Raw genomic sequence first — 12,400 nt, forward strand, 5'->3', positions numbered from 1 at the left:
GCTGATCAGACCTGAAATTAGCACTGGGCGAGGTGTGCAGGGGTGAGAGTGAGATGTAGAGGCCTTCAGCCAGTTATGGTTAGGGTAACCTTTGTCGCATGGGATTTTCGTTTGGACGCGTTGTCGAGAAGACAGATCTGAACCCCCGGCTGATCAGAATCGTCTTCGCGGTCGACGATCTCGTCCAGCTGGAGGTGCCGGATGTGGCCGACGCGGCGGTGGGGCTCTACTTCCCCGCTCCGGGTGAGCGCAAGGCGCCGGCCATGGAGAACCGCGACGGTGTCTGGAGTTACTACGACATCGAGCCGATGCCGGAGGGGCGGAACTACTCCGTCCGCAACCTGAACCGGTCGACGGGCGTGATGACCATCGACTTCGTCGTGCACGATCACGGCACCGCCACCCTGTGGGCTCAGCGCGCGGAGATCGGTGAGGAGGTTGCGATGTCTTACGCCCGGTCCTGGTATCGCCCGGAGCCCACCACCGAATGGCAGCTGCTGGTGGCCGATCTTGCCGGACTGCCCGCGCTCGCACGCATCATCGAGGAGCTCCCCGCGAATGCACGGGCGACGGCGATCGTCGAGGTGTGCGAGGACGGCGACCTGGCCTACCTACCGAAGCGGGACGACGTCGAGTTGATCGCAAAGGTGGGCAGTGGCAACGGATTCGGCGAGAGCAGACTCGGCGATGCGGTCGAGGAGTTCGTGCACACGGAGGGGCGGGGGTACTGCTGGTTCGCCGCGGAGGCCAAGGCATCGCGGGTTGCGCGCAAGCACCTGCGTAAGGAGTATGGCTGGAAAGCCGACCAGTGCGACATCATCGGCTACTGGCGCTTCGACGGCGAGGCCTGGTCGCGCAAGTTCGAAGAGGTTGGGGCCGAGCTGTTCTCGGTCTACTCGACAGCGCTCGCCGAAGGCAAGAGCGAGAAGATCGCCAGTGAAGAGTTCGACGACGCCCTCGAGCGCGCAGGGCTGTAACCAGCCGCACCGGACTTGCGTTAGAGCGCGCTCGAAGCCATAGCTTCGGTGCCATGACAAAGAACTGGCTCATCACCGGAGCATCCTCCGGATTCGGACGTGCACTCACCGAGGCCTCACTCGCCGCAGGCGACACCGTCGTCGCTGCGATGCGCAGACCCGAGCGTCTGGACGACCTCGTCGCGCGGTACCCGGATTCGCTGCTGCCGATCGTTTTCGACGTCCGCGACACCGCTGCCGCAGCGGGACTCGTCGAACGTGCGGGCCGCGTCGACGTGCTGGTCAACAACGCCGGCGTCGGCCAGATCGGCGCCGCCGAAGAGGTCGACGACGCGTCGCTGCGGGACATGATCGATCAGCATCTGCTCGGACCCGCCGCATTGACCCGCGCGGTGCTACCGGGGATGCGCGAGAGGGCGGCCGGCGTCATAGTCCAGATCAGCAGCCAGGGCGGGCGGGTTTCCTTTCCCGGCGCCGGGTCGTACTCGGCGGGCAAGTTCGCGCTCGAGGGCTGGTCGCAGGCGCTGGCGGGGGAGGTGGAGCCCTTCGGCATCCGAGTGCTCATCGTGGAGCCGAGCCGTTTTCGTACCGGATTCAACGCCGTAGACGTCCTCAAGCTCGCGCCCACATCGCGGACCTACGGCGACATGTTGGGCGCCATCCGGGCCGACATGCTCGCGGTGGACGGCAGGCAGGAGGGCGATCCCGACCGCGCCGCCGAGATCATCCGCACGTTGGTCGACGCGGACAGCGCCCCGCTGCGGATCGCCCTGGGACGGGAAGCAGTTCGGCGGATCGGCGACGGGTATCGCAGCTCTCTGGCCGAACTCGAGACGTACGCCGCGCTGTCGGCGAGTGCCGACTTCCCCGGGCTGCCGGAATCTGCCCGTCCGGTATGACTGCTCATACCGGTACGACGGCCCGGCGGGGTTAGCGTCGACACATGGCAACCGACGACCTGATGAGCCGGGCACTCGCCGCCCTCGGCGATGTCGATGATCCGAACACCATCGAGGTGGTGCACGACCTCATCGACGCAGGCGGCGTCACCGAGCCCCTCCCGATCGCCGAGGTCGCCGACATGCTCGGCATCTCTGCGCACACGCTGCGATACTACGAACGCGCCGAACTGATCACGGTGGAGCGAGATTCGAACGGGCACCGGAGATATGACGCCGCCGCCGTACGACGTCTGGTGTTCCTGACGCGTTTGCGGCTGTCAGGGATGCCGATGCGCGATCTGCAGCACTACGTCGATCTGGTCGATCGCGGCGATCACACCGTTCCCGAACGTCTCGACATCTTGATGGAGCATCGCGACACCATCCGTCGGCAGATCCGGGAGTTGCAGTTCTCACTCGTGGCGACCGAGTACAAGATCGCCACCTACGGCGGTGAGACCGCCCCTTGACCTCGGCCGCGGCAACGAAACCGTCGATTGTGCGATCCCCTGTAAGTTAGGTCACCCTTAGCGTTCTAGGGTGATGGGGAAGTGCAAACAAACGGCTGGGGGCATGTAGTGGACACCGACGCGATGCTGCGTCAGGCGGAATCCGACTCATACAGATCCGGCACCCGATGGCCGGTCTGGTTCGTCCCGCCGGCCGACCCTGTGCGCGGCAAGCAGATCAGGGTCGATGCCGCGACCACGCCGCGCCAGCTCGCGGTGCGGACCGTCTTCGGAGCCGGCAGGTACACCGTGCCCGCGATGGTGCTCATGATCGGGCACTTTGTCGGCGAAGCTCTGGTCCCGGTGATCATGGGCATCGCCATCGATCGCGCGGTCTCGACCGGCGACGTCGGATCTATGGTGATCTGGGTGATCGCGCTGGCGGCGAACTTCGTGCTGCTGTCTCACACCTGGCGTTTCGGTGAGCGGTTGGCGGTGTATGGCCAGACGATGGTGGAGCACCACTTCCGGATGCGCGTGACCGACCGCATTCTCGACCCGATGGGCATGGCCGGGCCGGCGCGACTGCCGGGGGTGTCGCTGAACATCGCGACCTCGGACGTCAATCGCCTCTCGTATGCGGTGTTCCTGGCCGTGTTCCCGGTCGGTGAGATGGCGGCGGTGTTGGTGGCAGGTGGTGTGCTGCTGTTCATCTCGTGGCCGCTGGGACTGGCGATCCTGCTCGGAGCGCCGACCCTGTTGTGGATTCTCGATCTCAGCGGTGGCCCCCTGCGCGCGCGCACCGAGCACGAGCAAGAAGCCGCAGGTGAGGCGGCGGGGACGGCCGCTGACCTGGTCGCGGGCTTCCGCATCGTGAAGGGCCTCGGCGCAGAAGGGGAAGCAGCCCGGCGCTACCGGGTCGCGAGTCGCCGGGCCCGGGACGGAGCGATTCGGGCCGGACGATCCCAGGGCGCGTACATCGGCGTCATGCAGATGGTCTCGGCGCTCTTCGTCGTCGCGGTCGGTATCGCCGCCGGCCTGATGGCGCTGAACGGGTCGATGAGTCTGGGCGCCCTGATCACCGTGGTCGGCCTGACGCAGTTCATCATGGGCCCCCTGAACAATCTGGGCACCAACTTCGGGGCCGTGTGGAACACCGCGGTGCCGTGCGCCAAGCGGGTGTTGTCGGTGTTGCAGGCCGAGCCCTCGGCGCAGACGGGTGCCGTCCGAGATGCGCAGGGTCCACTGGTCTTCGAGAAGTTCACGCTCGGACCGGTTCGCGATCTCGATCTCGAGCTCCCGGCCACCGGGCTCATCACCGTCATCTGTGAACCCGAGACCACCGATGCGCTGACGTCGGTGCTCGCCCGCAAGGCGATTCCCGACGTGGGGAACGTGAGAGTGGGTGGTGTCGATCTGTTCGACCTCGACAGCGACATCTCGCAGCAGCTGGTGCGCACCGTGCCGCACGCACCCGACCTCTTCGAAGGAACCGTGCTCGACAACATCGGAGCGAGCGCCGGAGATCTGCCGGACCGCGACTCGCGGGTGACCACCGCCATCTTCGCGGCCGCCTGCGACGACGTCGCCGAGGTGTTGCCGCTCGGTCTCGACACCCCGGTGGGTGAGGCCGGCCGCATGCTGTCCGGCGGCCAGCGGCAGCGGGTCAGTCTCGCCAGGGCGCTGGCTGCGGACTCCGCGGTACTGGTCCTCAATGACCCGACGACGGCGGTGGATTCGGTCACCGAAGCGACCGTGGCCCAGCGGTTGGCGCAGGCCAGAGCGGGCCGGACCACGGTGATCTTCACCAATTCACCGGCAATGCTGGAGGTCTCCGATCAGGTGATCGTCTTCGACGGTGCAGCGGTGACCTATCAGGGCGACCTGGCCGGTGCGCAGGTGGCGCAGGCGAACTCGAACGGTGGCACCCGATGAGCGCGAGCGCACCGCAGGCAAAGCCCACCGGAAACAAGCTCGCGATCGCCGACTTCACGGTGACCATGGGCTATCTGGGACGGGAGATGCGCAGGCACACCTGGCAACTGGTCCTGCTCGCCGTGGTCATGACGGCCGGGGCCGGCCTCGGCCTCGTCACGCCACGTTCGCTCGGCACCATCGTCGATATCGCGAACGACGGCGGTGAGGCGTCGCAGATCTGGCGGCTTTCGGCGATCATGGCGGCCTCGGCCGTGGGAGCGGCGTTGCTCGCAGGCCTCGGGGTCATGCTGGCGGCCAGTATCTTCGAGTCGATCCTGGCAAATCTGCGAGAAGCGATGATCGACGCCTCGCTTCGACTGCAACTCACTCGGGTCGAGACGGCAGGTAGCGGCGACCTGGTGTCGCGGGCGACGGCCGATGTCAGCACGGTCAGTGAGGCAATCGGATCGGCGGTCCCGACTCTGCTGACCGCGGCGTTCACCGTGGGGGTCACGTTCCTGGGACTCGCCACGCTCGATTGGCGCTTCCTGATCGTGCTGGTCGTCATCCTGCCGGTGTACGTCAACGGCATCCGCATGTATCTGCAACGCGCCCCGGGACTGTACGCCGCCGTACGGGCGTCGACGGCCGACCGCGCCCACCATGTGCTCGGCGCGATTCGCGGACTCGAATCGGTGCATGCCTTCCGGCTCTCGGAGTCGCTGAACCGGCGGATCGACTCACATTCGTGGGAGGTGGTCCGGTGGGAGATGCGGGCCAGCGTCCTGCAGAGCAGGCTCGGGGCCAGGGTCAACCTCGGCGAATTCATCGGGATGACAACGATTTTGATTGTCGGATTCGCCCTCGTGGACGCCGATTCCCTCACCATCGGTGCCGTCACCGCGGCCATGCTGTTCTTCTTGCTGCTGTTCGACCCGATCGGTCAGCTGCTCTTCGTCGTCGACGACCTGCAGTCCGGCGCCGTCGCACTCGGCCGGATCGTCGGCGTGATCGAGGAGTCGAAGACCACCGCAGTTCCCACCGCAGCCGGTTCGCCTGAGCCGCAGGCGCCGTTGCTGGAACTGCGGGCCATCACCCACGGGTACTCGGTCGACCACACGGTGCTCCACGACATCTCGCTGACCCTCTCGCCCGGTGAGCACGTTGCGGTGGTGGGTTCGTCGGGGGCGGGCAAGACCACTCTGGCGTCGATCGTCGCGGGTATCCACAGGCCGAGCGAAGGACGCACGCTGCTCGAAGGCGTCGACATCACCACCATCGACCCTACCGAGCTGTCGCGCTCGATTGCACTCGTCACCCAGGAGGTGCATGTCTTCGCGGGCACCCTCGGCGACGATCTGCGGATGGCCGCGCCCGAGGCGACCGATGAGGCGCTGTGGTCGGCGCTGGACGTCGTCGGTGCCGGAAACTGGGTGCGGGGGCTGTCTGACGGTGTGAAAACCGTTGTCGGACAGGAAGGCCATCAGCTGACGCCGATGCAGTCGCAGCAGCTCGCACTGGCGCGTCTGGTGCTGCTCGATCCGAAGGTGGCGATCCTCGACGAGGCGACCGCCGATGCAGGCAGTGTCGGTGCCGGGGTGCTCGAGGAGTCTGCTCAGGCCGCGTTGCGTGGCCGTTCGGCGTTGATCATCGCGCACCGGCTCAGCCAGGCCGCGCGGGCCGACCGGATCGTCTTCATGGAGCGCGGGCGCATTGTCGAGGTGGGCACGCACACCGAGCTCGTCTCGCTGGGGGGTCGTTACGGAGATCTGTGGAAGGCGTGGTCCCGCGGCCGCGCCGGTACGAACACGAACTGAGAGCCTTCAGCTGCGGGCCAGACCAGTCTTCTAAACCTGCGACATAGCTATATAGATTTGGGCACTTTGTCGTGAATGAAATGGGGATACAACAATGACCGAGACACACAGAGCGTGGGCGCTGGTCGCCGCGCTGCCGGTGCTCCTGGTGGTGGCGCCGACCGGATGTTCCGACAACTCGGACGGCAAGTCCGCATCCGGCGAAACGCGTTCGGTGGAGTCTGTGGACGGGCCGGTCGAGATACCGGTGGATCCGCAGCGGATCGTCGCTCTGCGTGGGTCGGCCGAAGCCCTGCTGAGCCTGGGGAGCGACGAAGTCGTGGGCGTGCCAGATTTCTATACCGAAGACTATTTCGGTACCGACACCGCCGCCTGGGAGAAGTACCAGAGCCTGCCGAAGGTCGGCACCATCGCACAGCCCGACTACGAAGCCATACTCGCGCTCGAGCCCGACCTGATCGTCGGCAACGTACTCGAAAAACACTGGGAAGCGATCGACAAGGAAAAGCTCACGGCGATTGCTCCGGTGGTGAATCTCGAGGGCGGATCATTGCTGGTCACCGATTGGTATGAAACGTTCGCCGAAGCGGCAGACATCGCAGACATGTCGGAGAAGGCCGACGCGCAGAAGAGTGAGTTCTATGCGCGCGCTGAGGAAATCCACGAGAAGTATGCAGGCAAGATCGACGGGAAAAAGTTCGTCGCCGTCGCTTCCTGATCACCCGGGACCTTCTGGGACCAGAATTCCGGAACCTATGTCCCCCACAAGCTCGAGGCCGCGGGACTGTCGTTTCCTACGGCGGAAGAGCCAGGAGCGATCCTTCGAGCAGCTCGGCATGCTCTCGGACTACGACGTGATCGTCTATCCGACCAAGCCCGACGGGACGACAACGCCTGAGGTGCAGGCGATGCTCGATTCCGAGCTGTTCAAGAGTTTGCCCGCCGTGCAGGCCGGGCGAGTGCTGCCGGTGGCATACACCGATCCGTTCACCTACTCGTCCGGACAGGCCAGCCTGGACAGTCTCGAGGAGCAACTGGCGAAGTTGCCGCTGGAGGCCGGCATCGCCCAGAACCAGGCCGGCCATCTCGTCGCACGTGACGTGGTGGTCGGCCTTTTTTTGCTGCGTAAGCCTCAAAAAATAGCCTAAGCATTATCCAACAGAACTTGAGAGGGCGGGTTCCTACCTCTGCCTCTATTAGTCTAGGCTACCCTGAGGAACGTTGCGATGAACGACGCGAGGTGACCGTCCGGAGATGACGCGCTTCGACCAGCAGGCAACGCAGACGAGGAGCCGGAAACGTGAGTGAGCACCAGGTATCGACAGGTCTTTCGAAAGTGCAGGTGGTCGCTGACATCGCCGCAGCGCTCGGGATACCTCCGGAGGATCTGGCCGAGGACACGGATCTCATCGATGCCGGGCTGGATTCCATCCGGTTGATGTCGCTGGTCGAGAAGTGGCGCAGCGCCGGAGCTGCTGATGTCGACTTTCCGGTCCTGGCGTCCGAGCCGGTCGTCGGCCACTGGGTGGAGGTGCTCGTGAACGAGCCGAATACCGAAGTCGGAAAGGCGATGTCATGAAACTGTGTATGGCGACCGTGTCGCTTGGCGGCGGGCTCGACGAAAAGATCGACGCCATTGCGGCCGCAGGGTTCGACGGAATCGAGCTACTCGACACGGACCTGCGAGAATCCTCGATGTCGCCGGCCGACTGCGCCCGGCGATGCGGAGATCTGGGCTTGACCATCGATCTCTATCAACCCTTTCGCCGCGCAGAAGGCGTGTCGTACAAAGAGTTCGACGATGTGCTCAAGCGCTTTCACTCAGAACTCGAGGTGATGCGACAACTCGGTGCCGACTCGATTCTGGTGGTGTCCAACACCGATGACGACGCCGAGGGCAGTCGCGATCTTTCCACCACGCAGGTGGCAGCTCTCAGTGACGCCGCCGCGGAGCAGGGCATGACGGTCATGTTCGAGGCGCTCGCCTGGGGGACCCACATCAGCTCGGTTGTCGACGCCTGGGATGTGGTGCGAGAGGCGGATCATCCGAATCTGTCGTTGGTAGTCGACACGTTCCATCTGCTCGCCGGCGGTGAGGGTGTCGACACGCTGGACGCGCTGCCGCACGGGGCTGTGGGGTTCTTCCAGCTGGCCGATGCGCCGTGGTTGTCCATGGATCTCAAGCAATGGAGCCGAAATCATCGATGCTTCCCGGGGGAAGGTGAGATGGACTTGTTGCCGTCCACGGCGTCGGTGTTCGCATCAGGTTACGACGGACCCCTGTCGCTCGAGATCTTCAACCCTGGCTACCGGGAGCGATCGCCTCACGAGGTGGCACGAGTCGGCGCCCAATCCCTCGAGGGTCTGGTCTCGGCCCTGAGGAGCCTGCGGCCGACAGCGAACGAGGCTGCAGCCGAGTTTGTTTCACCGGACACAATCGGAATCCACTCATGACCGCCCTCGAACCTCTCCTGCTCGACGGTGTCGTGCCCTACCCGGAGGAGTTCGCCGTCAGGTACCGGAGTGAGGGTCACTGGACCGATCAGACCCTGGCAGAGATGCTGTTCGAAGTCGTCGAACGCGTCCCGGACAAGACTGCAATCATTGCCGACGAAGTTCGGATCACCTACGGAGATTTGGGGGAGCGCGTACTTCGGTTCGCGGCCGGCTTCACCGATCTGGGTATCAATCGCGGTGATCGCGTCGTGCTGCACCTGCCGAACGTCTCCGACTATGTGCCGATCCTGTTTGCGCTGTTCGAGATCGGTGCTGTCCCGGTCCTGGCACTCGCCGCGCTGCGTCGGCACGAGATCGAGTATTTCGTGGAGTTCACCGAGGCGCGGGCGTACGTCACCATCGAGACGCACGCGGGCAACGACTTCGCCGCGCTGGCCCGCGAACTCGAGGAGTCGTCACCGAACCTGGAACACACCGTCGTACTTGCGACGGACGGTACCAGCGCGGACGTCGAGCAATTGTTGTCGCATGGCGCCCTCGGTCATGCTCGCCGGTCACTTCCGTCTGACGTCGCCTTTCTTCAATTATCCGGCGGCACAACTGGTCAACCGAAGGTGATCCCGCACACCCATGAGGACTATCTGGCCTCGGTACGGGCAAGTGTCAAAATCGGCGCGATCACCGGGGACACCGTCCAGTTGGTCGTATTGCCTCTGTGCCACAGCTTTGCGATGAGATCCCCGGGCTTCCTCGGTGTGCTCAGTCAGGGCGGCACCATCGTGCCGACCTTGAACGGTAGCCCGGACGTCGCGTTCCCGCTCATCGCCCAACATGGCGTCACGGACGTCTCGGTGGTGCCGCCGCTGGCACTCGTGTGGCTGAACTCGTCGCTGAAAGAGCGTTACGACCTGACGAGTCTGCAGGTACTGCGCGTTGGCGGCGCAAAGTTCAGTGCGCAGGCAGCGGGCCGGGTACGGGCCGAGTTGGGAGCAACCGTGCAGCAGAGCTTCGGGATGGCGGAGGGCCTGACCACCTTCACCGGCCTCGACGAAGACGACGACACGATCACATCCAGGCAGGGAAGGCCCACTCTGTCAGCCGACGAGGTGGTGGTGGTCGACGACGAGGGTACTGTCGTGCCCACCGGAACTGCCGGACATCTCTGGACCAGAGGGCCGTCCACGATTCGTGGGTACTACCGGGCGCCGGAGCACAACGCGCAGAATTTCACCGCAGACGGGTTCTACAAGACCGGCGACATCGTGCTCGAGGACGAGCGCGGATATCTGACGGTGGTCGGCCGGTCGAAGGATCAGATCAACCGTGGCGGCGAAAAGATTGCCCCTGAGGAAGTCGAGAACCTTCTGCTGGCGTTCGACGCCGTCCATGACGTGTCGGTGGTGGGAGTTCCAGATGAGATGCTCGGCGAGCGCACGAAAGCCTTTGTGGTGCCACGTGCCGGCGGCGACACATCGCTGTTGACCCTCGGAACCATCCGAAAGTTTCTGCGGGACAAAGGGCTTGCCGCCTACAAATTGCCTGATGTGGTCGAACTCGTCGACGAGTTCGAACGAACGGCCGTGGGCAAGGTCAGCAAGCTGAACCAGCGCGCGAAGTGAGATCGATCGTTCGCGAGGGGACGTGGCGAATCAATGAGATCAAATAGCTTATACTGTCACAATTCACAGAATGGATAGGTCTGAAATGGTCATTCGAGTCGGCTCAGTCGAGAGCCTGGCAGGAGGAGTCGATTCGTGAAGAGCGACAGCAATACTCCGGTCGACGTGGTGGGGGTGGGCTTCGGTCCATCGAATCTCGCGTTGGCGATCGCGATCGAGGAACACAACGAACGAACGGATCCCTCCGAGCGGATCACGGCGAGCTTCGTGGAGAAGCAGGAGCGATTCGGCTGGCACCGGGGCATGCTGCTCCCCGGCACCACCATGCAGATATCTTTCCTGAAAGACCTTGCGACACAGCGAGATGTCTGTAGTCAGTTTTCCTTCTTGAAGTACTTGTCCGAGCGTGGCAGATTGATCGACTTCATCAACCAGCAGAGCTTCTTTCCCACTCGCCTGGAGTTTCACGACTACCTGGAGTGGGCCGCGGGGAAGGTCTCGTCGCCGGTCACCTACGGCGCAGAGGTCAGTTCGGTGGGGTGGACGGGGGAGCTGTTCGAGGTTCGGGTGGCAGGCTCGGTCCCGGTATCCGGACGTAACGTGGTGCTGGCCGGAGGATTGCGATCCAAGGTTCCTGAGGGTGTGCAACTGAGTCGCAGACTCTTCCACAATCATCGACTCCTGGAACACCTTCGTGAGCTGCCTCCGCTCCGTCACCAGAAGCTCGTGGTGGTCGGTGCCGGCCAGAGCGCGGCGGAAGTCGCCGCGTACCTGCACGAGTCGTATCCCGGTGCAGAAATTCATGCGGTCTTCGGCAAATACGGTTACACGCCGGCAGACGACAGTCCGTACGCGAACCGGATCTTCGATCCCGACGCCGTGGTCGACTTTCACCAGTCATCGAATGAGCTTCGCGCTCAGCTGCTCAGCTATCACCGCGGCACCAACTACTCCGCGGTCGACCCGCCGCTGATCGAGGAACTCTACCGACGTGAGTACGGCGAACGGGTCTCGGGGCGAAGGCGACTGTTTGTTCGTGGGGCCTCGGAGATCAGCTCGATCTCCGAGTCGGAATCCGGGGTGAACGTGCAGGTCCTGCACCGCCCGTCACAAGACATCGACGAGCTCGAGTGCGATGCCGTCGTGTACGCAACCGGATTCGAACCGGCCGGGATCCAGGATCTGCTGGGGCCGCTCGCGGGCGCTTGCGATGTCGACGATCAGGGTCGCCCCCTGGTCGATCGCGACTACCGCGTCACCACGAGCGGGCAGATCTCGGGCGGGATATACCTCCAGGGTGCCACCGAGCACACGCACGGACTGACATCGACGTTGTTGTCGAATCTCGCCGTGCGATCCGGAGAGCTCGTCGATTCGCTTGTGGCCGCCAAACGGGCGGCGCAGTCCGGTACCCGCGTCGACACCACTGCGGCGCCCCCCGCTGAAGGAGAAAAGAACCTTGTCTACCAATCCCTTTGACAACGAAGACGGAACGTTTTACGTCCTGATCAACGGCGAGGAGCAGTACTCCCTGTGGCCGACGTTCGCCCAGGTGCCAGACGGCTGGCGGGTGGTGCATGGTCGTGACGGTGGTGCCGGGCGGCAAGAATGTGTTGATTATGTCGAGGAACACTGGACCGACATGCGGCCCAAGAGTCTGCGAGACGCCATGGAGCGCGATGCAGCAGACTCGGCGTCTCGCCAGAGCGTAACCAACTGACTCAACCCCAACTCAACTCAAACCTCGAGGGAACAAACATGCTTCGCACCATGGTCAATGGCAAGGTCCACCGCGCCACCGTCACCCAGGCCGACCTGCACTACGTCGGTTCGATCACCATCGACGAGACGTTGATGAAGGCGGCGGATCTGGTGGAGGGCGAACAGGTCCAGGTCGTCGACGTCACGAATGGCGCGCGACTGGAGACCTACGTGATCACAGGCGCACCTGATTCGGGCGTCATCTGTATCAATGGTGCTGCGGCACATCTGGTCAACCCAGGCGACCTCGTGATCATCATGTCGTTCCTGCAACTCGAGCAGGCCGAGGTGATCGGCCATGAGCCCAAAGTCGTCCACGTCGACGGCGACAACCGGATCGTCGCCCTCGGCAACGATCCCGCGCAACCCGTACCCGGCGCTGCCGACCAGATCGCGTCCCGCTAGCGGCGTTCACCACTGTCACGACGGACCCGTCGGTTCGGCGGTCGCTGACCGGTGAAA

Annotated in this window: 13 protein-coding genes; all 13 read left to right on the top strand. The window is 64.1% G+C overall.

What is annotated here, in order from left to right; translation table 11 throughout:
* Nucleotides 1-98 precede the first annotated feature (98 nt).
* The 13 genes from DFR67_RS10820 to panD all read left to right on the top strand — a co-directional run bounded on the left by DFR67_RS10820 (nucleotide 99) and on the right by panD (nucleotide 12,343).
* Entirely contained in the window at nucleotides 99-977 is an 879-nt protein-coding gene (locus DFR67_RS10820; RefSeq protein WP_110469506.1) for a siderophore-interacting protein, read from the top strand.
* A 53-nt stretch (nucleotides 978-1,030) separates the two neighbouring features.
* Entirely contained in the window at nucleotides 1,031-1,876 is an 846-nt protein-coding gene (locus tag DFR67_RS10825) for an SDR family NAD(P)-dependent oxidoreductase (RefSeq protein WP_110469507.1), read from the top strand.
* Between the two features lie 44 nt (nucleotides 1,877-1,920).
* Nucleotides 1,921-2,388: a MerR family transcriptional regulator gene (locus tag DFR67_RS10830; protein ID WP_110469508.1), complete on the top strand. Its 468-nt coding sequence runs from the start codon at nucleotides 1,921-1,923 to the stop codon at nucleotides 2,386-2,388.
* A 108-nt stretch (nucleotides 2,389-2,496) separates the two neighbouring features.
* Complete coding sequence (locus tag DFR67_RS10835) at nucleotides 2,497-4,302, top strand: ABC transporter ATP-binding protein (RefSeq protein ID WP_245937872.1); 1,806 nt, start codon at nucleotides 2,497-2,499, stop codon at nucleotides 4,300-4,302.
* On the top strand, nucleotides 4,299-6,101 hold the full coding sequence (locus DFR67_RS10840) for an ABC transporter ATP-binding protein (protein ID WP_110469509.1): 1,803 nt from the start codon (nucleotides 4,299-4,301) through the stop codon (nucleotides 6,099-6,101). Before DFR67_RS10835 ends, DFR67_RS10840 begins: the two co-directional genes overlap by 4 nt.
* Nucleotides 6,102-6,195: 94 nt before the next feature.
* Entirely contained in the window at nucleotides 6,196-6,819 is a 624-nt protein-coding gene (locus DFR67_RS10845) for an ABC transporter substrate-binding protein (RefSeq protein ID WP_110469510.1), read from the top strand.
* Between the two features lie 118 nt (nucleotides 6,820-6,937).
* Nucleotides 6,938-7,249 (top strand): substrate-binding domain-containing protein, encoded by a 312-nt coding sequence (locus DFR67_RS10850; protein ID WP_110469511.1) that lies wholly within the window; start codon nucleotides 6,938-6,940, stop codon nucleotides 7,247-7,249.
* 152 nt (nucleotides 7,250-7,401) lie between these two features.
* Complete coding sequence (locus DFR67_RS10855) at nucleotides 7,402-7,680, top strand: phosphopantetheine-binding protein (RefSeq protein WP_110469512.1); 279 nt, start codon at nucleotides 7,402-7,404, stop codon at nucleotides 7,678-7,680.
* Nucleotides 7,677-8,555, top strand: coding sequence for a sugar phosphate isomerase/epimerase family protein (locus DFR67_RS10860; protein WP_110469513.1), 879 nt, complete (start codon nucleotides 7,677-7,679; stop codon nucleotides 8,553-8,555). The genes DFR67_RS10855 and DFR67_RS10860 overlap by 4 nt, the downstream gene beginning before the upstream one ends.
* On the top strand, nucleotides 8,552-10,177 hold the full coding sequence (locus DFR67_RS10865; protein WP_110469514.1) for a (2,3-dihydroxybenzoyl)adenylate synthase: 1,626 nt from the start codon (nucleotides 8,552-8,554) through the stop codon (nucleotides 10,175-10,177). Before DFR67_RS10860 ends, DFR67_RS10865 begins: the two co-directional genes overlap by 4 nt.
* A gap of 135 nt (nucleotides 10,178-10,312) precedes the next feature.
* A complete protein-coding gene (locus DFR67_RS10870) occupies nucleotides 10,313-11,656 on the top strand; it encodes a lysine N(6)-hydroxylase/L-ornithine N(5)-oxygenase family protein (RefSeq protein WP_110469515.1) in 1,344 nt (447 codons plus the stop codon).
* Nucleotides 11,637-11,897 carry an MbtH family protein gene (locus DFR67_RS10875; protein WP_110469516.1) on the top strand — a complete coding sequence of 87 codons (261 nt, stop codon included), beginning with the start codon at nucleotides 11,637-11,639 and terminating at the stop codon, nucleotides 11,895-11,897. The genes DFR67_RS10870 and DFR67_RS10875 overlap by 20 nt, the downstream gene beginning before the upstream one ends.
* Before the next feature lie 38 nt (nucleotides 11,898-11,935).
* The gene (panD, locus tag DFR67_RS10880; protein ID WP_110469517.1) at nucleotides 11,936-12,343 is read left to right on the top strand and encodes an aspartate 1-decarboxylase; all 408 of its coding nucleotides are present in this window, start codon (nucleotides 11,936-11,938) and stop codon (nucleotides 12,341-12,343) included.
* Nucleotides 12,344-12,400 lie beyond the last annotated feature (57 nt).

Origin of the sequence: Williamsia limnetica, assembly GCF_003217475.1 — a bacterium.
GTDB lineage: Bacteria > Actinomycetota > Actinomycetes > Mycobacteriales > Mycobacteriaceae > Williamsia > Williamsia limnetica.